23 protein-coding genes and 1 pseudogene are annotated in these 20,770 nt (G+C 45.8%); 19 read left to right on the forward strand and 5 right to left on the reverse strand.

Going from position 1 to position 20,770, the window contains the following annotated elements; genetic code table 11:
• Positions 1 to 2 precede the first annotated feature (2 nt).
• Complete coding sequence (locus NSB25_RS18340; RefSeq protein WP_103240874.1) at positions 3 to 890, reverse strand: LysR family transcriptional regulator; 888 nt, start codon at positions 888 to 890, stop codon at positions 3 to 5.
• Positions 891 to 1,060: 170 nt separating this feature from the next.
• Here NSB25_RS18340 and NSB25_RS18345 point away from each other — a divergent pair, with 170 nt between their 5' ends.
• Both NSB25_RS18345 and NSB25_RS18350 read left to right on the forward strand, forming a co-directional pair.
• The gene (locus NSB25_RS18345) at positions 1,061 to 1,624 is read left to right on the forward strand and encodes a chromate transporter (RefSeq protein ID WP_330406166.1); all 564 of its coding nucleotides are present in this window, start codon (positions 1,061 to 1,063) and stop codon (positions 1,622 to 1,624) included.
• The gene (locus NSB25_RS18350; RefSeq protein ID WP_103240872.1) at positions 1,621 to 2,181 is read left to right on the forward strand and encodes a chromate transporter; all 561 of its coding nucleotides are present in this window, start codon (positions 1,621 to 1,623) and stop codon (positions 2,179 to 2,181) included. The genes NSB25_RS18345 and NSB25_RS18350 overlap by 4 nt, the downstream gene beginning before the upstream one ends.
• Positions 2,182 to 2,220: 39 nt before the next feature.
• Here the strand turns inward: NSB25_RS18350 and NSB25_RS18355 are convergent, their stop codons facing one another.
• On the reverse strand, positions 2,221 to 3,720 hold the full coding sequence (locus tag NSB25_RS18355; RefSeq protein WP_103240871.1) for an ASKHA domain-containing protein: 1,500 nt from the start codon (positions 3,718 to 3,720) through the stop codon (positions 2,221 to 2,223).
• A gap of 303 nt (positions 3,721 to 4,023) precedes the next feature.
• Here NSB25_RS18355 and NSB25_RS18360 point away from each other — a divergent pair, with 303 nt between their 5' ends.
• From NSB25_RS18360 to NSB25_RS18385, 6 genes are all read left to right on the forward strand, one after another.
• Positions 4,024 to 4,863 carry a polysaccharide deacetylase family protein gene (locus NSB25_RS18360; RefSeq protein ID WP_103240964.1) on the forward strand — a complete coding sequence of 280 codons (840 nt, stop codon included), beginning with the start codon at positions 4,024 to 4,026 and terminating at the stop codon, positions 4,861 to 4,863.
• 132 nt (positions 4,864 to 4,995) lie between these two features.
• Complete coding sequence (locus tag NSB25_RS18365; RefSeq protein ID WP_103240963.1) at positions 4,996 to 6,132, forward strand: glycerate kinase family protein; 1,137 nt, start codon at positions 4,996 to 4,998, stop codon at positions 6,130 to 6,132.
• Between the two features lie 65 nt (positions 6,133 to 6,197).
• Positions 6,198 to 6,851: a TetR/AcrR family transcriptional regulator gene (locus NSB25_RS18370; RefSeq protein WP_103240870.1), complete on the forward strand. Its 654-nt coding sequence runs from the start codon at positions 6,198 to 6,200 to the stop codon at positions 6,849 to 6,851.
• A 258-nt stretch (positions 6,852 to 7,109) separates the two neighbouring features.
• Complete coding sequence (locus NSB25_RS18375) at positions 7,110 to 8,357, forward strand: MFS transporter (protein WP_103240869.1); 1,248 nt, start codon at positions 7,110 to 7,112, stop codon at positions 8,355 to 8,357.
• A gap of 58 nt (positions 8,358 to 8,415) precedes the next feature.
• Positions 8,416 to 9,204, forward strand: a complete 789-nt coding sequence (locus NSB25_RS18380; RefSeq protein WP_103240868.1) for a DNA-formamidopyrimidine glycosylase family protein — start codon at positions 8,416 to 8,418, stop codon at positions 9,202 to 9,204.
• A 77-nt stretch (positions 9,205 to 9,281) separates the two neighbouring features.
• Positions 9,282 to 10,046, forward strand: a complete 765-nt coding sequence (locus tag NSB25_RS18385) for a radical SAM family protein (RefSeq protein WP_103240867.1) — start codon at positions 9,282 to 9,284, stop codon at positions 10,044 to 10,046.
• Positions 10,047 to 10,152: 106 nt separating this feature from the next.
• On the opposite strand, the gene NSB25_RS18390 is transcribed toward NSB25_RS18385, so the two are convergent.
• Positions 10,153 to 11,418 (reverse strand): DUF1266 domain-containing protein, encoded by a 1,266-nt coding sequence (locus tag NSB25_RS18390; protein WP_103240866.1) that lies wholly within the window; start codon positions 11,416 to 11,418, stop codon positions 10,153 to 10,155.
• A gap of 387 nt (positions 11,419 to 11,805) precedes the next feature.
• Between NSB25_RS18390 and NSB25_RS18395 the strand changes: the two genes are divergently transcribed.
• The 4 genes from NSB25_RS18395 to NSB25_RS18410 are packed head-to-tail and all read left to right on the forward strand — an operon-like array spanning position 11,806 to position 14,514.
• A complete protein-coding gene (locus tag NSB25_RS18395) occupies positions 11,806 to 12,462 on the forward strand; it encodes a flavodoxin family protein (protein ID WP_242982514.1) in 657 nt (218 codons plus the stop codon).
• 45 nt (positions 12,463 to 12,507) lie between these two features.
• Positions 12,508 to 13,248 (forward strand): HAD family hydrolase, encoded by a 741-nt coding sequence (locus tag NSB25_RS18400; RefSeq protein ID WP_103240865.1) that lies wholly within the window; start codon positions 12,508 to 12,510, stop codon positions 13,246 to 13,248.
• Between the two features lie 3 nt (positions 13,249 to 13,251).
• On the forward strand, positions 13,252 to 13,701 hold the full coding sequence (locus tag NSB25_RS18405; protein ID WP_103240864.1) for an 8-oxo-dGTP diphosphatase: 450 nt from the start codon (positions 13,252 to 13,254) through the stop codon (positions 13,699 to 13,701).
• Positions 13,702 to 13,713: 12 nt separating this feature from the next.
• A complete protein-coding gene (locus NSB25_RS18410) occupies positions 13,714 to 14,514 on the forward strand; it encodes a KilA-N domain-containing protein (protein WP_103240863.1) in 801 nt (266 codons plus the stop codon).
• Between the two features lie 31 nt (positions 14,515 to 14,545).
• On the opposite strand, the gene NSB25_RS18415 is transcribed toward NSB25_RS18410, so the two are convergent.
• Complete coding sequence (locus NSB25_RS18415) at positions 14,546 to 14,785, reverse strand: DUF6061 family protein (RefSeq protein ID WP_103240862.1); 240 nt, start codon at positions 14,783 to 14,785, stop codon at positions 14,546 to 14,548.
• Positions 14,786 to 15,136: 351 nt separating this feature from the next.
• Between NSB25_RS18415 and NSB25_RS18420 the strand changes: the two genes are divergently transcribed.
• From NSB25_RS18420 to NSB25_RS18440, 5 genes are all read left to right on the forward strand, one after another.
• A complete protein-coding gene (locus NSB25_RS18420; protein WP_103240861.1) occupies positions 15,137 to 15,346 on the forward strand; it encodes a metallophosphoesterase in 210 nt (69 codons plus the stop codon).
• Position 15,347: 1 nt separating this feature from the next.
• Positions 15,348 to 15,521 carry a hypothetical protein gene (locus tag NSB25_RS18425; RefSeq protein ID WP_172455186.1) on the forward strand — a complete coding sequence of 58 codons (174 nt, stop codon included), beginning with the start codon at positions 15,348 to 15,350 and terminating at the stop codon, positions 15,519 to 15,521.
• A 64-nt stretch (positions 15,522 to 15,585) separates the two neighbouring features.
• Positions 15,586 to 16,083, forward strand: coding sequence for a hypothetical protein (locus NSB25_RS18430; protein WP_257479292.1), 498 nt, complete (start codon positions 15,586 to 15,588; stop codon positions 16,081 to 16,083).
• Between the two features lie 26 nt (positions 16,084 to 16,109).
• Positions 16,110 to 16,442, forward strand: coding sequence for a hypothetical protein (locus NSB25_RS18435; RefSeq protein WP_242982647.1), 333 nt, complete (start codon positions 16,110 to 16,112; stop codon positions 16,440 to 16,442).
• A 90-nt stretch (positions 16,443 to 16,532) separates the two neighbouring features.
• Entirely contained in the window at positions 16,533 to 18,236 is a 1,704-nt protein-coding gene (locus NSB25_RS18440; protein ID WP_103242738.1) for an AAA family ATPase, read from the forward strand.
• An 11-nt stretch (positions 18,237 to 18,247) separates the two neighbouring features.
• On the opposite strand, the gene NSB25_RS18445 is transcribed toward NSB25_RS18440, so the two are convergent.
• Positions 18,248 to 19,111: a serine hydrolase domain-containing protein gene (locus tag NSB25_RS18445; RefSeq protein ID WP_103242739.1), complete on the reverse strand. Its 864-nt coding sequence runs from the start codon at positions 19,109 to 19,111 to the stop codon at positions 18,248 to 18,250.
• 364 nt (positions 19,112 to 19,475) lie between these two features.
• Between NSB25_RS18445 and NSB25_RS18450 the strand changes: the two are divergent.
• Positions 19,476 to 19,914 (forward strand): annotated as a pseudogene (locus NSB25_RS18450) (hypothetical protein); the annotation flags it as partial.
• A gap of 206 nt (positions 19,915 to 20,120) precedes the next feature.
• A partial coding sequence (locus NSB25_RS18455) for a hypothetical protein (protein ID WP_257479293.1) occupies positions 20,121 to 20,770 on the forward strand: 650 nt, incomplete at its 3' end.

Raw genomic sequence — 20,770 nt, forward strand, 5'->3', positions numbered from 1 at the left:
GGCTATAAAGAACAGAATTCATTTTCAGCAATAAATCTGTCTATCAGCAGCTGAAATGGCTTTGTAATGTACTTATCCCTGTGGAACAGTGCCAACATCTGGTTCTCCATTTTCATGTTGGCTAAAGGAATGAAACGCAGCTTTTTTAAAAGAAAAGAGTCCCACAATAATTTCTCCGGCAAAACGGTAATGCCCAGCCCCGCTTCGGCGGCTTTGACAAGGGCAAGGGAATTAACGCTTTCCCAGGCAGGTTCGGCAGTCAGGTTGGCAAGGGCAAGCGTGCTGTCCAGAGTATCGCGGATAGCGCTTCCCTTTTCCCGGAGCAATAAGGGATAGTCGCACAATTGATTTGCTGTAACCGGTTGCTCAGACAGAGGAAAATCCGGTGCGCAGGCGGCACATAATTGATAGGAACCCAGACGGATTGCCTGAAAGCTGCCTTTTGGGGCGGTGCCCTCCCAAAAGGCAATATCGGCATTTCCGCGCCGGAGAATATCAATGGCGGCATTTGCACTTGCAACCTGGACAGAAATCTGAATATCCGGGAAGGAAGATTTCAATTCGCGCAGTATTTCAGGGAGCAGAAAGGATGCAATTGTAATACTCGACACGATATGGACAGGTGTATTTTCTTCCAGATGGCTTATTCTCCTGTCTAAATTGCGGCAGGCTGTGAGGATGCCGCGGGATTCCTCTAAAAGAGAGACACCGCAGCGGGTCAGGACAACGCCTTTTGGATGACGTTCAAAAAGGGCAGTGCCTGTCTGCTTCTCCAGTTCTGCAACGGCGTGAGACACGGCAGACTGCGTAATATACAGTTTCCTGGCGGCGCCTGTGAAGGTCCCGGTTTCTGCAATCGCTTCTAAAATCTCCAGATATCGTATAATCATTTTACCCATTTTCCTGCCCGTTCGGGCAGGCCTTTCTCACAAAATTGAAACGATATTCTCATGTTATCTTACTTTGCGGCATGAATAAAAGTAATGGATTCCATAAAATTATATCATTTTACAGATTGCATGACAAGAGATATAATGGGTCGGACGGGAGGGAGAGTATTGTGAAACGGCGTATAATGACATATATATGGCTTCTGGAAGTTAATCTGTTTATAAGCGCTTTTACATTTGGCGGCGGTTATACTGTTGTGCCTATGGTTCGGCGTTTTTTCGTTGAGAGAAAGCAGTATTTTACGGAGGAGGATTTGATAGATATGGCTGCGGTGGCACAGTCTACGCCAGGAGCCATTGCCATTAATCTCTCTGCTCTGGCCGGATATAAGGCGGCCGGAATGGCCGGAGCTCTGATAAGCTGTTTTGCCGCTGTCACTCCGCCCCTTGTGGTTCTCACCTTTGTGTCCGCATTTTATAAATTATTTGTCTCCAATACAATTATTGCGGCAATTTTAAAAGGAATGGAAGCAGGCGCTGCGGCTCTGATGGTTGACCTGATTGCTGATATGTGCTTTCTGATTGTAAAGAAAAGGTCCTTCTTTTTTTCCGCTATGATACCGCTGGCGTTTATGGCAAATTTCGTATTTGATATTAATGTGGCGGCGATACTCTTTGCCTGCTGCTGTCTGTGCATCCTGGAAGTATTCTGTAAAAAGAGGAGAGAAAAATGAATGCTGTGTGGAAATTGTTTCTGATCTTTTTGAAAATCGGCTTTCTGAGCATTGGCGGGGGATATGCGATCATCCCTTTAATACAGGAACAGGTGGTGGAGAATAACGGCTGGATCAGCAGGAAAATGTTTACGGATATTATCACTGTTTCGCAGATGACACCGGGACCGCTGGCCGTGAATACATCAACATTTGTCGGGCTTCAAATCGGCGGAATTACCGGAGCGCTGGCTGCGACAATGGGCTGCATATTGTGCGGTGTTATCCTGTCACTGATTTTATACCGTTTTTTCCAGACACATCAAAACTCTGTATATGTGTCGGAAGTGCTGAACGGACTGAAATCCGCTTCACTGGGCATGATTATTTCAGCAGCATGTACAGTTATACTGCTGGCTCTGTATGGTGAGAGCAGGCCCGAAGCGGATTATCTGACACTTAACCTGACTGCACTGATGATATTCCTGACTGTGCTGTTTGCACTGCGGAAATGGAAGCTCAATCCAGTAGCAGTTATGCTGGCAAGCGGTATGGCAGGACTTGTATTCTACACATAGAAGGTGGAAGTATTCTGCCGCCTGTAAGTGTCATTGTCCTTAAAACATCATTCTTTCCATATATTCTTCAGAAAAAACCGGATCTGAGGATAATTCCAATACTTTCGCCAGTTTTGCATACTGTTCACAGGAAGCCCTGTAGTCCTGATTCAGCAGAAGCATGGCAGCGCCGCTCAGTGCGGCGTTCCCCACTACATGAACCCGGGAAATCATTTCCGCCGGCAGCAGCCCCGTCTTTCCGGCATTCTCAGCATCCAGATAACTGCCGAAGCCGCCGGCAATCACCAGGCGGGAGACTTCCCCGCAATCCAGGCCGGCGGAGGACAGGAGGGCTCGGATTCCAGCGTGAATCGCCCCCTTGGCCAACTGCACCATACGGATATCCTTTCTGCTGAGACTGACCGGAGGCAGAATCATGACGGCATCCTCTTCCATATATCCTGTCTCCTCTATCCGGCCGGTTTCCAGCAGACAGGCCACCGCGTCCACAATTCCGCTGCCGCAGATGCCCCGGGGCAGACCGCCGCCGATGACATGGGCTGTGAGCCTGCCATTCTGTACGGATACCCTGTCAATGGCGCCTGCGCTGCCCCCCATTCCCATGGAGATTCCCGCTCCTTCAAAGGCGGGGCCGGCCGCAGTGGAACAGCATGTGAGTTCTCCCCTGTGCCAGAGCGCCATTTCGCCATTGGTGCCGATATCTGCAAGCAGCTGAGTCGAGTCGGTCTCACAGATGCCTGAAGCCAGCAGGGCCGTAATCAGATCCGCCCCTACAAAAGCGGAAGCGCATGGGGCAAGATATACCTTCGTCTCCGGGGACAGTTCTGTGATACCCAGAGTTCCAGCGGCCACCGTCTCACCAAAAAGCCTTTCGGCTGCGAACGGAGCATGGGAAAGCGGTTCGGTGGAGGTGCCGGTAAACAGATGCAGCATCACAGTATTTCCTGTAACCACCATTCCGTCTATCTCAGCCGCCGGGATTCCGGCAGCTTCCGAAAGCCCGGCCAACAGACTATCTGTGGCCCTGCAGATTGCTTCGGCAATGGCTTTGTCAGCGCCGTCCATGGCAGCTTCGATTCGGGAAATCACATCAGCGCCCCAGCTGCTCTGAGGGTTCAGGCAGCTTCCTTCCGCAAGGACCGCTCCATGGACATCATACAGGCGGGCGGCCAGAGTGGTGGTCCCGATATCCAGAACAAAACCACAGGTTTGAACCCCGGGCTTCAGCTGAAACTCCGGTATGTCACCCCACACGCGGATCTGTCCGTCTCCTGCTTTGGTCAGAGAGACAGAGCAGTCTCCCTCCACCACAGCACAGCAGGCCAGACGAATTCCCTGTCGGATCTCCGCTTCCGTCAGAAGCAGTTTCTCCGTATCTGACAGTTCGCTGAAAGCACCCCGGGCTGTCACCTTACATTTCCCACAGCGTCCATGTCCCCCGCAGGGCATACTCATCACTGCCTTGTCCGCAAGCAGCTTTCCGAGCCGTGTCCCCCGGGGGACTGTATATGCAGTTCCGTTCACTGTAACAATTGCCATTTTCGCACTCCTTTATTTATTGCCTTTTTCGACAGAAAAATACATTGCCATTCTCAGCTGTTTGAAATATACCAGTTTCAGTGTACTACAAAGGAGAGACAAATGTAATATGGTAATATTGCTATTTAGGTGCATTTCCGGAAACAATACCATATAAAATGAAAGATTCCGGTTCTGTTCTGAAAAAAGCTTTCTATTTAGAAATTACTGGAAATTGCGGAACAGGTGATGTAGAATAGAAGAAAAACAGTCCGCATGGCTTGAATGACATGCGATCTGAAAAAGAAAGCGAGGGATATTCTTATGGGAATTATTGGGATGCGGTTTCCGGGAGGGAAAAAGAGAGCGCTGACATTGAGTTACGACGACGGTGTGGAACAGGATGCGCGATTGATTGACATTATGAAAAAGCACGGTCTGAAGGGAACCTTCAACATCAGCAGCGGACTGTACGCGCCGGAGGGAAAGACATGGCCGGAGGGTACCATCCACAGACGGATGTCTAAAAAGACTTGTCAGGAGCTGTATGGGAACAGCGGCATGGAGGTGGCGGTTCACGGTCTGACGCATCCGTGGCTGGAGCAGCTGCCGGAGAATCTGTGTACCTTTGAAGTCCTGCAGGACCGCATGAATCTGGAAGCAGAGTATGGCACTATGGTCAGGGGGATGGCGTATCCTTTCGGTACTTATAATGATTCCGTGGTGGATACTCTGAAAAGGTGCGGCATTGTGTATTCCAGGACCGTTGAAGCTACGGAGAAATTTGACATTCCCACAGACTGGCTGAGAATGCCGGCTACCTGCCATCACAATAGTCCCAGATTGATGGAGCTGGCTCATAAATTTGTGGACAATCCGTTCCCGTTCGCTCCGGGGCTCTTCTATCTGTGGGGTCACAGCTATGAATTCGAGGCGAATGATAACTGGCAGGTAATAGAAGAATTTGCCGATTTCATGGGAAATCGCGAAGATATCTGGTATGCCACCAACATTGAGATTTATGATTATATTGCTGCCTGCAAACAGCTGATTTTCAGTATGGATCAGAAAAAAGTTTATAATCCTACCTTCACTACATTGTATTTCAGGATGAATATGAATGATTACAGTGTGAAGCCGGGAGAGACGCTTATCTGTGAATAAAATGTAGTTTACTGCAAAAATCCGCCTCTGGGCTGCTGCCCGGGGCGGATTTTTTGTAGAATCAGTACGGAACTGATGGGAAATTCCAAGATCTATATCAGAACAGAAAGCTTATGCGGGGAGAGGACAGGAATGAAAATAGTAATAGCAATCGATTCGTTTAAGGGATGCATGACTTCTCTGGAAGCCGGGCGCGCGGCAGAGGAAGGAGCGAGGCGCGTATTTCCGGATGCGGAGATCCTTGTCCGGCCCATGGCTGATGGCGGAGAGGGGACGGTGGAGGCTCTTACGCCGGGACTGGGAGGCGTGATTCATACGGCAAAGGTCCGGGGGCCACTGGGCGGAAGTGTGGACTGCAGATATGGGATTGTGGAGCGGGAAAAGCTGGGAATCATCGAGATGGCCGGAGCCGCCGGGATCACGCTGATAAGGTCAGAGGAGCGCAATCCCATGGCAGCGTCCACGTACGGCGTGGGCCAGGTGATTCTGGAGGCTGTGAAAGCAGGCTGCAGACGTTTTCTGATGGGAATAGGAGGAAGCGCCACTAACGACGGAGGACTGGGAATGCTTCGGGCGTTTGGATATGAATTTGTCTGTGGGGATGGCAGTCTGGCACAGGAGGCGTCGGACCTGGACAGGATCGTGGAAGTCAGGAGAGAGAAGGTATTTCCGGAACTGGAGGATTGTACGTTCCGGGTGGCCTGTGATGTCACAAATCCGCTGTGCGGACCTGTGGGAGCCAGTGCCGTTTTCGGCCCCCAGAAGGGGGCTACACCTGAGATGGTCCGGCGGCTGGACCTGGGACTGGCACATTTCGCGGAAGTGACACGGCAGCTGTATCCGGGTGCGGATGCGGCTGTGCCCGGGACAGGGGCGGCCGGAGGGCTGGGATTTGCTTTTCTGGCTTATACCAATGGGGTGCTGGAGCCTGGAATCCAGATTGTCCTGGAGGAGATTGGACTGGAAAATGATATAGCCCGGGCGGATGTGGTGATTACCGGGGAGGGAAGGCTGGACGGACAGTCAGTGATGGGGAAGGCCCCTGTGGGCGTGGCCAGGCTGGCAAAAAAGTACGGCAAAAAGGTGCTGGCATTTTCCGGCAGCGTGACAGAAGAGGCCAGGGCATGCAACGAGGCGGGAATTGACGCCTATTTCCCTATTCTCAGGGAAGTGGTCACACTGGAGGAGGCAATGGAAAAGGAAAGGGCCCGGAAGAACATGGGTGATGCGGTAGAACAGGCCATGCGTCTGCTGTTATGTAATGCTTGACAAACATACCGACAGTATGATAAAGTTTATACATACCGATGGTATGGAAGGGAGGTGCAGAAGCAGTGTCCAGAAATAAACATCCCGAAGAAACCGTTAATTTAATCCTGGATGTGGCTTTTCAGCTGTTTATGGAGAAAGGGTACGAACACACCTCCATTCAGGATATCATTGAACATTTGGGAGGGCTCACCAAAGGTGCAATTTATCATCACTTTAAATCCAAAGAAGATATTCTGACGGCTGTTATCGAGAGGATGACTGCGGAATCCAATCACATGCTTGCGGTTGTCCGGGATCGGACAGACCTCAGCGGCAGGGAAAAAATGAAGGCTATTTTCAGGGAGTCTGTCAATCGGCCCGTACAGAATGATATCTTTACGGTAGCGCCGGATTTTCACAATAATCCGAAGCTTTTATTCAGCCTGTTACATGATACCATTGAGAATGCTGTGCCCAATTATATACTGCCGATTATAGAGCAGGGGATTGCCGACGGCTCTATTGAGACGGAGTATCCGCAGCAGCTGGCGGAGTTGGTTCTGTTTGTGGCGAATATCTGGATGAATCCTATGGTATTCGGTGATTCTGTGGAAGAATCTTACGGTAAATTCATGGTGTTTGCCCGAATGCTGGGGGGGCTGGGGCTGGATATTGTGGATGAGGAAATACTGGGAAGGCTGCAGGAACTGACCGCAATTTATCAGAAGAACAAGTAAACGAAATCCGGTGTCGGGAGAGGCTGATGCCGGGAGATACAGGGGCTGCCATGCCGTGAAATCTTTCTGTAGAATGTGGAAAAGTCTGATTCATACAGATTCCATATTTGGCAGAAAGTATTCTGAATGTGACAGCCTTATATTATAAAGCGATACATACCGTCGGAAGGTATGTATAAGGAGGAGTATATATTTTACTGACCAGTTACTGGTATATTTCAGGAAGCAGACGAAAACAAAGCATAGGAGGTTTCACAAATGAGTTCCGGATTATTTTCAAAAGATTTCACATTAGTTGTCATTGGCCAGATTATCTCGTTATTTGGCAATGCTGCGCTGAGATTTGCGCTGCCGCTGTACCTGCTGAATCTGACGGGTTCGTCAGCCCTCTATGGGACTGTCACGGCCTGTGCATTTATTCCGTCCATACTGCTGTCACCTGTGGGCGGCATTGTGGCGGACCGGGTAAATAAGAGAAATATCATGGTGATTCTGGATTTCTTTACAGCGGCAGTGATACTGGTATTCTCCCTGCTTATGAATACAGGAAATCTCATTGTCCTGCTGACAGTTACGCTGATGATTCTCTATGGGATTGCAGGTGCGTATCAGCCGTCCGTGCAGGCAAGCATACCGGCGCTGGTAAAGCAGGAACACGTTATGGCGGCAAATTCTGTCATCAACACCATCAGCTCTTTCTCTTCTCTGACAGGGCCTGTACTTGGAGGAATTCTGTACAGCGCATATGGGCTCAGGCCTGTATTATGGGTTTGCATGACTTGCTTTGTGCTGTCGGCGGTCATGGAAATTTTCATCAGAATTCCGTTCCAGAGGCAGGCTTCCGGTGACAGCATCTGGAAAACGGCAGGAGCTGATTTTGCGGACAGCATTCTGTTTATTCGCAGGAAGAAACCGGTTATCGGAAAAGTACTTTTGGTTATCTGCGGGATAAATCTGTTCCTTTCTGCAATGCTCATGGTGGCGCTGCCGTATCTGATCACTGAGATACTGGGCTTTGAAGCAGAGCAGGCAAACAGACTGTGCGGTTATGCGGAAGGTGCATTGGCAGCGGGAGGATTGACTGGAGGAATCTGTGCAGGCATTTTTGCGGGCAGATTATCTATTCGGAATTCGGGGAATCTGGTAATTGCCTGTGCTGCCAGTGTGTTTCCTGTGGGCGCCTCCCTGCTCCTTTTTTCATCCGGAATGATAAACTATATTGTAATTACTGTATGTTGTTTTTGCATTATGGTGTTTTCTACTGTGTTCAGTGTACAGATGATGTCTTTTGTTCAAAAGGAGACGCCGCAGAATCTCATCGGAAAGGTGATTGCTGTCATTTTTACCGTTTCCATGTGTGCACAGCCGCTGGGCAACGCATTATATGGTGTTCTGTTTGAAATTTGTGAGGGGGTTGAAGCGGCAGTTGTTCTGTTTTCCGGTGTCGTGTCGGTTGCAATTGCCGTCAGCACCAGGAAAATTTTTAATAATGATTCTTTTCAATAAATAATTTGACAAAAAACTACAACAGCGGTAAGCTTAAGGCATAAGGGGGTGCGAAAAGATGCCAGAATTACCGGATTTACAGGTTTTCTCAAAGAATCTGATGAAAAGAACTGCTCACAGGAAAATTGTCTCCGCAGATGTTTTTAATGTAAGTCGCTTAAACGTCGATGGGGAAACTGTGAGAACAAAGCTTCTGGAGACAAGAATTACAGACATTGTGCGGAAAGGCAAGGAACTGCATTTTCAGCTGGAAAACAACGAAGTTTTCAGTGTGCACCTTATGCTGAGCGGAAGGTTTCACATCTGTGCGCCGGAAGAAGTATCCGGGATTCCCTATAAATTATTGTCCGTTGGCTTTGAAGAGGATGAGGCGCTGGTTATCTCGGATTTCCAGGGAATGTGTAAGGTCACCTTCAACCCTGTCCCGACGAATACGCCGGATGCACTGGGAGAGGCATTTACACTGGCCTATCTGCAGAATGCGGTCAGGAGAAATCAACGCAAGAATATAAAGGCTTTCTTAATTGATCAGAGCATCGTAAAGGGAATTGGCAATGCATATGCGGACGAAATTCTCTGGAAGGCGAATATTTCTCCGAAGTCAACGGCAGGGAAGATTCCGGAGGACAGATTGACAGCGCTGTACACAGCCATATCCGATGTGCTGAAAGATGCCATCGCAAATATTGAAAGGATATCGCCGGACATTATCAGCGGCGAGGAGAGAAGCTTTTTAAGGGTACATAATTCCAGAAAAACGTATACTGACGAAGGCGACAGAATCCTCATCCAGAAGATTGCCGCCAAGACTACTTACTATACGGAGAGACAGCAGCTGTTCTTATAAGGGTAGTTGCTGTCTTATTCTGCGCAGGCCCGCATATGGAAGATTGCTGCTGACGTCCAATAAGAGAGGAAATTTTGATGAATCAATATGTAAAAAACCTGAATCGGATAGAATTTGTGATAACTTATGGGTGCACCGGCCGCTGTAAACATTGCTCGGAGGGAGATCACAACAGTGCCGGACAGTTTATAGAGGCTGAGGCGGCAGGCCGGGTGGTACGGGATATCGCCGGGAAATATGCTGTAAATTCAGTCATGACTTTTGGCGGAGAACCCCTGCTTTGTCCGGAGGCTGTGTATGCGGTACACCAGGCGGCAATGGAGATGAAGATACCCAACCGGCAGATTATCACCAACGGATTCTTCAGCAGAGACAGCGAGAAAATAAAAAGGGTTGCCGGAGAACTGGCGCGCTGTGGGGTGAACGATATCCTTGTCTCTGCGGACGCGTTCCATCAGGAGACCATTCCCCTGGAACCAGTGAAAGAATTTACAATGGAAGTAAAAAGGGCGGGGATCCGGGTGCAGATCCAGCCGGCGTGGCTTGTGAGCAAGGAGCATGAGAATCCTTACAATCACTGCACAAAGGAAATTCTGGAGGAATTCGAAGTCATGGGAATTTCGCAGTCTGAGGGGAATGTGATTATTCCCACCGGAAATGCGCGCAGGTATTTAAGCGAATATTATGATATGAGCAGAGAATATATCAGCCCTTATGAGGAAGACCCCAGAGATATTCGGGCAATCTGTGTGGATCCCAACGGGGATGTGCTGGGCGGGAATATCTATGAGACAGGGATTCTGGAGATATTGGAGAGATACGATGCAGGTTCTTTTTCCTGAAGCATGCAGATAGATATGGTAAGACGGGCCATATCATGGAGAAGCGATATGGCCCACCTTACCGAAATCTGTTGTGGGTGCGCTGAAAGCAGAAAATCGAGAAGTATCATGCCTGTGACGCTCGATAATGTGTTAATACTTTCTTCACCACAGCCCGGTTCTCCGTACCTTTTCCCTGTGTCCATGTGAGATCCGTTCTCCAGGGCACCGAGTAAGGGCCGTCGGGATTTGCCTTTAACTGCATAAAAATGGCTCTGCGCTGTTCTGTCCGCAGAGCAGCGTCCGGATCTCCGCTCTGCCTGCGCCAGGCTTCGTAACCGTCCAGGTAACTTTCCGCCATCTCATCCCAGGAGTGAAACTGCTGTTGGATGACCCTGCCGACCCGGCTGAATTCCTGGTCCAGTTCCTCCCTGTCGATCATTTTCACCAGATACATCATACCCAGCAGCTGGGTGGCACGGCACAGATCCCAGCCCGCGTACATGGTAGTCAGTTGCCCGGCATGCCGTTCCGTCAGCTCATGCACTGTCTGAAGCCCATCCTGTCTGTTTCGAATATCCCACTGTTCTCCCAGGGCTACTTTTCGGAAGTTGGAAACAGCTTTCCGTTTCCCGTGTACACCTGTAATCAGAGGCCAGCCCTCCAGCATGGAGAAAGAATGCGCCCAGATGGCGAAGGTGGAAGCACACCAGCACTCCAGGTCATTGCGGGGAAGGAGGGGATCCCTTTTCCAGAAAAGCGCCGGTGCAAAACGCCGGCTGCGCACACCGATCACACGGTAAAGCAGCACAAAGACCACGTAAATCCATGCGGAAGCACTGCGGCCCAGCAATCTACCGTAATCTGACTCTTCCAGTACCGGCACATAATCCCCGTACATGTCTATGTAATGGTCTGTCAGTGTCATATTATCTTCAAATACCATAACTTCATCCGGCGGCGTCCATTCTTTCCATACGCCTGTGGGCATGCGGTATTCGCCGGGCGTATCTGTCTCCTGGATTGCCTTTTTATTGATATGGGCGATCACTTTTTCACCGCTGGGCAGCTGTATGTAGTGGTAGAGCCGGTCGCCGCTGCGTATGGTGTCATGATTGATTACGACACCTTTTACGATCAGCGTAAAGGTATCCAGATTCTCCATATCAGCTATGGACTGTGCAAGGGAAACTTCCGCTCCGGCTTCGGTACCGGCTGCGCCTTCTTCCAGAGTAACATTCTTCTGATAGATTTTGTAAAAAAGGGGTCCCAGAAGGAACTCCACAGACAGTGACAGCGCTATCAGGGCAGGAAGCCACAGAAGCATCTGGTACATATTTGTGTTGAAACCGTATATATTTTTGTTAGAGAGTTTGTATGGGGCTGCGCTCATAGGATAATTACCTCATCTAAAAAATGTTTTATCTGCTCATTACCAGCACTTCAATTATACAGAAGAACACTCGCTTTTACAATAAAATTCTGCTTGTGTATTGCGGAGTTGAAATATTATGTTTTTCAGATAGCGTTTGAGTCGCTTTCCCCATACACCGATAGGCTTTGTCGCTTTTTCGACTGGTTTCGTCATAAATGTACTTGTCCACTAAAAAATCCTCCGTTATAATATATTCGCACATACATCACAGTTCTCCGATTTACCGGGGATTTCCGTGAACATGGCATTGTCGGAAGAAATGACAGGTTTGGACGTATGGTACGGAAATTCTACATACCAGCGGACACGCATATGTGGAAACAATGGTGAAGCTGAGATAGTCCTTTGGCCTTTTTTAAATATAATAACTTTTTGATGATGAATATTCCCCAATATGATATGATAGATTTGCAACTGATTATTTACAAAATAGGAAATGAAGCTGTTATGAAAACTTTGATATTAAATGGTTCTCCAAGAATAAATGGTGATACGAGCAGTCTGATTAAGAAATTTACCGAAAAAAAGATAGATAAATATAAAATTGTTGATGCATATAGATGTAATATTTCGGCTTGCATTGATTGTCGGAACTGTTGGAAAAATAGCGGCTGCTCAATAAATGATGAAATGCAGGATATATATAAATACATACAGGAATGCGATAACATTTTAATTGCTTCACCGCTCTATTTTTCGGAGTTGACCGGAAAATTATTAGATGTTGGAAGCAGACTTCAAACATATTTTTGCGCTAGATTTTTTAGGAATGAAAAGCCTATTGCAAAATCTAAGAAAGGAGCAGTTATATTAGTTGGAGGTGGTGACGGTCATATAGACAAAGCATACAGTACAGCATGTACGCTTTTACATCATATGAACTGCAGCGACATTCATGAAGTTGTATATAGCCATAACACTAATACAAGACCTGCAATAAATGACAAAAACACACTTATGGGATTAAATAGTATATATGATTTTTTTATGAATAACGAATAAGCCAAGTTGTTTTTACAGAGTGGATTCAATGTGGAGGTAAATTACATGAAAATACCAAAAATGATATTGTTTGATTATGGTCAGACACTGATTGCAGAACAGAAATTTGATGGCGTAAAGGGAACAGAGGCTGTCTTACAGTATGCTACGAGAAATAAGTATCATTTGTCGGCAGAGCAGGTGCAAGCTAAAGCAAATGAAATCAAGCGGGAATATATGGAAGAAATGCATTCCATAGGGAGATTTGATCCTGAAAAAAGACACTTATTTCAGATAGAGATACCCAATACAATGTTTACGCCTTACCTTTATGAATCGCAGGGAATAGAGATTGCATTAAGCAACTCTGAAATTGATACCGTATTCTGGAATGCCGCTGCTCCGGGAGTGCCGACAGAGGGTATCCAAGATTTTTTGGGATATTTGAAAAATAAAGGGATCCGCACAGGCGTAATCAGCAATATTTCTTATGCCCCTTCTGTGGTTGCAGAACGTATCAACAGACTGCTTCCGGAAAATGCTTTTGAATTTATAATTACCTCAAGCAATTATATCTTCCGTAAGCCGAACAAAAGAATATTCGATTTGGCTTTGGAAAAAGCTGGATTAGAGCCGGATGAAGTCTGGTATATCGGAGACCAGTATGAATGCGATGTAAAAGGCGCTTTAAATGCCGGTCTTCTGCCAATATGGTACATAGGGGCGATTGATCTGCCTTACACAGAAGATATAAATATCTTGACGGTAAAGACTTGGAATGAAATAGAGCGGTACATGGAGGGATAGCGTGTGCAGAGAACAGAAAATGCCGAATTAACGGTTTTATGCCTGATTCATCGAAATGATAATTACCTTCTACAAAACAGATTAAAAGATGATTGGAAAGGTTGGACTTTGCCCGGAGGACATATTGAAAAAAATGAATCTATCATAGATGCTGTCATTCGGGAAATGAAAGAGGAAACCGGACTTGATATTCAGAATCCAAAATTATGTGGAATTAAGCAATTTCCCATTGAGAATGGGCGGTACATTGTATTTTTATTTCATACAGACGAATTTCTCGGAGAAGTAACATCATCAGAGGAGGGAGAAATGGTTTGGGTAAAAAAGTCAGACCTGTCAAAGATGAATACTGTAAATGACTTACCGCCACTTCTTCAAGTCATGGAAGATGATAATTTAACGGAATTTCAATATGTAATTGAAAACGGTAAATGGAATGTGATTATTAAATGAAAGGATCTTCTTATGGGAAAACTAAATGCTGACGGAACAGAGATACAAGTCTTACAGATTGAAGAAGACGATTATATTTCTTTAACGGATATGGTAAGGAAAATTGACAACGGACCTGCCCTGATAGAAAAATGGCTGCGCAACAAGAATACAATAGAATTTCTTGGCATATGGGAAGAAATGTATAATGTAGATTTTAATGTTGCTGCCTATGAAGAAATCATGCTGGAAGCGGGATTAAACCGCTTTATTATGTCGGTTAAGCAGTGGGTTTCCCGCACAAATTCAAAGGGTATTGTGGCAAAGGCAGGACGGTATGGAGGGACATACGCATATAAAGATATTGCATTTGAGTTTGCAAGCTGGGTATCTCCACAATTCAAATTATATCTTATCAAGGAATTTGAACGGCTAAAGAAAGAAGAACAGGCTCTGCTTGGATGGAGTGCCAAAAGGGAATTGGCAAAAATTAATTATCGGATACATACTGATGCGATTAAGGTCAATCTTATTCCACCGGAACTTACGCCGCAGCAGACTTCTATCATCTACGCTTCGGAGGCTGACGTGCTGAATATGGCTTTATTTGGTATGACAGCAAAGCAATGGCGGGATAAAAATCCTGATAAAAAGGGCAATATCAGGGATTATGCGAGCATAAATGAATTGATATGCCTGTCAAATATGGAAAACATTAATGCGGTGTTGATTGAAGATGGGCTGAACCAGAAAGAACGCTTAATAAAGCTTAACAAGATTGCCATACATCAGATGTCTATTTTGGAAGAACAGACTACAAAGATTTTGAAGTGATTTAATTCCCCCGAATTCGGGGGAATTAAAATTACCACAGTTCAAGGCTGTCTTCCGCATCCACCCACATCTGCATATTTCCTTCAAGATACAATCTTGCATATTCAAGTGGTTCATCTATTGTCAGAGCATTTAAGGCACATTCAGAGCAGGGAGTAGTTTTCAATCCTTCTTCTGCTTTATTGCAGTCTATCCGTAAAAAGTAGCCTGCATAAGTATATATGTCAATGCTGTTATGGTGGATATTGTATGTTGCGTAAATCATATTCATTTTATCTGTCCTCTTTTCATTGAGTTTTTGAAAGCATTTCAATCAGTTTACCAATTTCCATATATTTCGTGTTATAATGTTTTATGTGATTTTGTTTTCCTCATTAGGGTTCGTAATACCCTGTGAGAAGATATAATACAAGGGAAACTATAAGGGAAAGCTCACCTGCGATAAACTTAGTGTTTTCAAGGGTTAGCGGAAAATTTAATATCAAAATATAACAGCTAATATTTTCCTTAAAATCATCAAATCACAATCGGAATTTGTGTATACATTTTTAATTGTCACACGAAATCCAAATGAAGGGGAACTACAGCTGGCGCCCTGTGACTATAATGGAGGAGAAGCAAAATGAGTACATATGTTATCAGCGACATCCACGGATGCTGCAATGAGTTCCTCTCCATGCTCGAAAAAATCCGCTTTTCAGAATCGGACAACTTGATTCTGGCGGGGGATTATATCGACAGGGGAAAGCAAAGCTATGAGATGTTAAAGTGGCTGGAACAGTGTCCGCCAAATGTCCTGCTTCTGCGTGGAAACCATGAGGAAGAAATATAATATGGAAGTGATAGAATTAAGCCAAACTGACCGTCAGCTTTTGCTGTATACTATAACCTATAATAATTACCAGCGACGCTACAAAATGTGGGAGGGAAGTTATTTAAGAGAAGATTTTGGTGTATTTCTAAAAGACGGGAAATTAATGCGCCATATGGGGTTTGATTTATATTGAGCGACACCAATAGAAATATGTGATAGTTACACCGGGTGGAACCGTGCGATACGATGTACCGATTATGAAAGTACAGACGTATTCGATTGACGATATTTTTGAAAAACGCCTGCTGATGCTGATTCCGTTTTATATTTTTGCACATGAGAAAAGTTTTCCAGAGTATAATAGTAATGAGCAGAAGCTGGAAGAATTAAAAGCAGAGTATCAGGTCATCATAGAAAGACTTAATAGACTGGAACAGCAGGAAGTTATCGGAGCATTTGACAAGCGGACGATTATAGAACTTTCCAATGATGTGATTAAAGAAATTGCACAGAAGTATGAGAATGTGCGGAAAGGCGTAGGTGATATGATGAGCGGAGCGTTGATTGAAACAGAAGCAAGAACTATTTTAATGCAGGGAATAAAGGAAGGAAAGAGTCAGGGGATTAGCGAAACCAAAAAGCTGACGGCGCTGAAGCTATTGAAGAGAGGAAAACTTACAGTTGAGGAGATTGCAGAAGATACAGAGCTTAGTGTTGCAGAAGTAGAGCAGCTTGCAGGATTTCAGACAGTGTAAAACGATAATGAGGAAAATTTTATATTGTGGTTATAAAGCAGAGAAATGCGAGGAGATTCAGGCTTGCTTCTCTGCTTTTTCTGTATTCAGGAGAATACAGAACTATTATATGTGGATGGGAAAGAGGCGGAAATAAAGTTAATTTTCGATGCATTCATCGGGGTGGAGCTGACAGAAGGGGAACACGAGATAGAAATGTTATATTCGCCCTGGCATGTATACCTGGCAGGGATTCTCTCATTGCTGGGAATGAGTATATTTGGGGTGATTTGTATATCGGAGGGCAAAAATATAACAAGGTGGAATCTTTGAGAGAAAATCGGGGAGAAAAAGCGTCATTATTTCAAGGAGAAAAGTAAATAGATGAAAGTACTGGAAATTGCAGAAGGAGTAGTGTAGTATAAAAGTAAATTGAGCAAACAGTACTATTATGAAAAGGAGCGTGCCGCATGTCTTATGTAAATCTGCCATATGGGATGGATGACTTCGAAAAGGTTCGTATAAGTAACTGCTATTATATTGATAAGACTGCGTTCATAAGAGAACTGTTAAATGAAACTTTTGAAGTTAATCTGATAACGCGGCCAAGACGTTTCGGCAAGACATTAATCATGAGTATGCTTGCCGCTTTTTTTGATATTCGCAGGGACAGCCGGGAGATTTTTGAGGGGCTGGAAATTACTGCAGACAGGGAATTCTGTGATAAATGGATGAATCAGTGGCCGGTGCTTTTTCTGACGCTGAAGGATGTGGATGGAGACAATTTTGAGAATGCACATGATATGTTAAAGTACGCGATTTCTTCTCTGTGCATCGAACATGCCTATCTGGGGGACAGCGAGAATGTGGATAGTGCGGACAGGATCTCTTTTGCGAAGTTGAAGAATCGCAGTGGGTCGGATACAGATACACAGAGCGCACTGCATATTTTAACCTGCATGATGAAAGCACACTATGGGAGAAATGTGATTCTTCTGATCGATGAATATGATGTTCCTCTGGCAAAAGCCAGCGACAATGGGTACTACAGGGATATGCTGAATGTGGTGAAAAGGCTTTTGGGTATGGCCTGGAAGACAAACCTGGCGCTTCAGTTTGCGGTGGTTACCGGTTGCATGAGACTTGCGAAAGAAAGTATTTTTACCGGTTCCAATAATTTCATTTCCAATTCTATATCAGACAGACGGTATAACAGATATTTTGGTTTTACAGAAAAGGAAGTGTGTAGGTTGCTGGCCGACGCAGGTTATATGCCGGAACTGCCGGAAATGAAGAGGTGGTATGACGGATATCGTTTCGGCGGAAGAGAGGTTTATTGCCCGTGGGATGTGATTAACCACGTGCGTGCACTGATGGAGGACAAACAGGCAAGGCCGGGAAACCATTGGCTGGATACCAGCCACAATAATATCATTAGAAAGTTTATTGAATTGCCTGGCATGAATGTGGGCAGAAAATTTGAGATTCTTTTGGGGGGCGGTGTGATTCGGGAGGCAGTCAGAGAGGATTTGACATACGATATCGCCCATTCTTCGGAAGATAATATCTGGAGCATTTTATACCTGACAGGGTATCTGACACAGGCACAGCCTCAGGAAAACGCAAATGATTCGAATGTTGCTGAGGACAGTATGGCATTATGCATTCCAAATGAAGAGGTAAAGTCCGTTTTTGGACTGACGGTGAAGCAATGGTTTGAGGAAAAGGTGCGGACAGAAGACAGACGTGAGTTCTTCCAAAACTGGTGGGAGGGGAAAGATGAAAATCTGACACAGGATATTTCGGATATTCTGTTTGGCACTATCAGTTATTTTGACTATAAAGAAGATTACTACCATGCGTTTGTAACGGGGCTGTTCTCTGGAGTCGGGTATGATGTAAAGTCCAATTCAGAGCAGGGAACAGGGCGTGCGGATATCATCGTGCGGGATCAGCGCTGCAGAAGAGCACTTGTCATAGAAGTTAAGTGGTCAGGAAAGAAAAGCTCGAATCTGAAAAAGGAATGCGAAGAAGCATTGAAACAGATTATTGAAAATCAGTATACAAAACAGCTTCAGCTGGAAGGATATAAAACGATTCTCTGTTATGGAGCAGCGTTTCAGGGAAAGGAATGTCTGATACAGGTCGAAGGATTTTCAGAAGGCACGCGGTAAAAATGCGTGCCTTATAATTGTCCGCACAGTTCATCATAGACAGCCCGCATCAGTTCCTCGCCTTTCCGGCATTCTGCCACCAGGGAAATAACAGCGGCCTGATCGGGCAGAACGATGGATAACTGACAATATTTTCCGTCTGCACGGAAAGAATTGTATTCTCCCCGCCAGAACAGATACCCATATCGAGGATCTGACTGCGGTTTTGTGCTTTCCGCGATCCATTCGGGGGAGAGCAGCTGCTTTCCGTTCCAACGGCCCCTGTTCAGGTAGAAGAGACCGAATTTATGCAGTTCCGATAAGGTCAGGAACAGTCCGCCGGCTCCGAAGGTATTGCCCAGAGGATCCGTTTCCCACATGGGGCGTTTGATGTTCAGATGAGTAAACAGCCGGGGAGTCAGGTAGGATACCAGGTCACAGCCTGCCCGTCTCTGGACCAGAATTCCGGCCAGATAGGGGCCTACGTTGTTATAGACAAAACGGCTGCCCGGCGCATGGGTAAAAGGAATGGACAGAGAAAGCCTCACCCAGTCATCTTCTTCATAAAGAGGACGTTGTGTTCCCATGAGACCGCCTGCTTCCTGCCCCAGACACATGGTCAGCAGATCGCGGACAGTGGCTTTGGCCAGATGTTCACTGACGATTTCGGGAAGTTCCCGGGAGAAAACGTCGATAAGCTTCTCATCCAGGGACAGGAGACCTTCCTGAACGGCGAATCCTACCGCGCAGGAGGTGAAGCTTTTCGAGGCAGAATAGACATTGCGGCGGCATTCTTCCTCTCTGTGCCATTGGGCTTTCAGTTCGTCGTTTTGAGAAATCCTGACTCCGAGAACACCGAGAGGTGCGGCTTTGCTCACAAATTTTTTCAAATCCATGTCTTATCCTTTCTACGGCTGCACTTTTGTAGCGGCCTGACTTTCGCTTTCTTTTTATCTGCATCCCCATTGACAGGTAAAGTATATCTGCAATTTTATCTGATGTCAAGGGAGTGGAACTGCGAAACAGCTTACAGAAGTGCAGAATTTTGATGTCTTTGCCTGGTCCCGGCAGGAAAATGCTGTTGAAAAGAGAAAAGGGTAGCGATATAGTAAGAACAGGAGAACAGTGATATACGGATATAAGATACAATGATTTTATATATCTTACAGACTTCGATGCGCCGGAGGAGATTCTTTCTCAGGAGAAGGTACTTCTTCATTTTGACGGGACTGACACAGTGGCGGACATTTATCTGAATAATATGACCCAAACACCTTTTACTGGCCTGCCAGTCCTTCGTCAGGTGATGCTTTCGATGCTCCCAATGACGAAAACAGGGGAGACGTGCATTACTGGGATGTATGGCATGGGAATGGTGGTATGGCAGCTAAACGACTGCTGGCCGGTGGCGAGCTGGTCTTCCATTGATTACTGCGGCCGCTGGAAGGCGCTTTATTATTATGAGAAACGGTGTTTTGCACCGATTCTGTTGTCCTGTGCGGAGGAGGGCGTGCTGACCCAGGATGCCAATCCCAATGCGGAACCTTACGAAGTGAAGAAATCTATTCATCTGAATGTGGCGAACGATTTACTGCTTGCGGATAATTATTTCGATATGAATGCAGGGGAGAAGCAGGTGAAGATTCTGGGTGGAGAGCCTGTGGGCCTGAGAGTGCGCAGCGTGTATGATATCAGATAAGCGGACAGTTGTCTGAAATACTGTGGTGAGAAACTAAATGTGGGAAAGGCTCTCGGTACGGTATTTTCCGCTGTTGTCTGTAAGTTCGGGGAGTGGGTGTGGAAAGTAACTGTCAGGCAGCAGAAGAGGGGTATAAAGACAGGTAGTTCTTGAATTTGCAGCAGAAAAATGATATGATGAAGTCACAACCTGAGAAAGGAAAACAGATGGCAAATATATATGACGGGGCATTCCGGACAATTTTAAATGATTGCCGGAAATTGATTATTCCTGTAATCAATGAGATTTTCGGGGAGACATATACTGGGGAAGAAGAAATACAGTTTTTTCCCAATGAACATTTTATAGACCGACAGGATGAAGCAGATAAAGAACGGATAACAGATACTAATTTTACAATTTTGGGAAGGATACAGAAAAAATACCATATTGAATGCGAGAGCAGCTATCCGGATGGGAAAATTACGATAAGACTTTTTGAGTATGATGCGCAGATCGCGCTTGATGCGGGAGAGGTTACAGAGGAAACACTGACAGTGACATTCCCCAATACAGCAGTGCTGTATCTTCGGACCTATAAAAAGACACCGGACAAAATGAAATATGTGATAGTTACACCGGGTGGAACCGTGCGATACGATGTGCCGATTATGAAAGTACAGACGTATTCGATTGACGATATTTTTGAAAAACGCCTGCTGATGCTGATTCCGTTTTATATTTTTGCACATGAGAAAAGTTTTCCAGAGTATAATAGTAATGAGCAGAAGCTGGAAGAATTAAAAGCAGAGTATCAGGTCATCATAGAAAGACTTAATAGACTGGAACAGCAGGAAGTTATCGGAGCATTTGACAA

The organism is Acetatifactor muris (assembly GCF_024623325.1).
Lineage (GTDB): Bacteria > Bacillota > Clostridia > Lachnospirales > Lachnospiraceae > Acetatifactor > Acetatifactor muris.

Coding starts and splice junctions, on each gene's coding strand:
- NSB25_RS18340 (WP_103240874.1), bottom strand. CDS start 890: ATGATTATACGATATCTGGAGATTTTAGAAGCGATTGCAGAAACCGGG.
- NSB25_RS18350 (WP_103240872.1), top strand. CDS start 1,621: ATGAATGCTGTGTGGAAATTGTTTCTGATCTTTTTGAAAATCGGCTTT.
- NSB25_RS18355 (WP_103240871.1), bottom strand. CDS start 3,720: ATGGCAATTGTTACAGTGAACGGAACTGCATATACAGTCCCCCGGGGG.
- NSB25_RS18360 (WP_103240964.1), top strand. CDS start 4,024: ATGGGAATTATTGGGATGCGGTTTCCGGGAGGGAAAAAGAGAGCGCTG.
- NSB25_RS18365 (WP_103240963.1), top strand. CDS start 4,996: ATGAAAATAGTAATAGCAATCGATTCGTTTAAGGGATGCATGACTTCT.
- NSB25_RS18375 (WP_103240869.1), top strand. CDS start 7,110: ATGAGTTCCGGATTATTTTCAAAAGATTTCACATTAGTTGTCATTGGC.
- NSB25_RS18380 (WP_103240868.1), top strand. CDS start 8,416: ATGCCAGAATTACCGGATTTACAGGTTTTCTCAAAGAATCTGATGAAA.
- NSB25_RS18385 (WP_103240867.1), top strand. CDS start 9,282: ATGAATCAATATGTAAAAAACCTGAATCGGATAGAATTTGTGATAACT.
- NSB25_RS18390 (WP_103240866.1), bottom strand. CDS start 11,418: ATGAGCGCAGCCCCATACAAACTCTCTAACAAAAATATATACGGTTTC.
- NSB25_RS18400 (WP_103240865.1), top strand. CDS start 12,508: ATGAAAATACCAAAAATGATATTGTTTGATTATGGTCAGACACTGATT.
- NSB25_RS18410 (WP_103240863.1), top strand. CDS start 13,714: ATGGGAAAACTAAATGCTGACGGAACAGAGATACAAGTCTTACAGATT.
- NSB25_RS18415 (WP_103240862.1), bottom strand. CDS start 14,785: ATGAATATGATTTACGCAACATACAATATCCACCATAACAGCATTGAC.
- NSB25_RS18420 (WP_103240861.1), top strand. CDS start 15,137: ATGAGTACATATGTTATCAGCGACATCCACGGATGCTGCAATGAGTTC.
- NSB25_RS18425 (WP_172455186.1), top strand. CDS start 15,348: ATGGAAGTGATAGAATTAAGCCAAACTGACCGTCAGCTTTTGCTGTAT.
- NSB25_RS18430 (WP_257479292.1), top strand. CDS start 15,586: ATGAAAGTACAGACGTATTCGATTGACGATATTTTTGAAAAACGCCTG.
- NSB25_RS18440 (WP_103242738.1), top strand. CDS start 16,533: ATGTCTTATGTAAATCTGCCATATGGGATGGATGACTTCGAAAAGGTT.
- NSB25_RS18445 (WP_103242739.1), bottom strand. CDS start 19,111: ATGGATTTGAAAAAATTTGTGAGCAAAGCCGCACCTCTCGGTGTTCTC.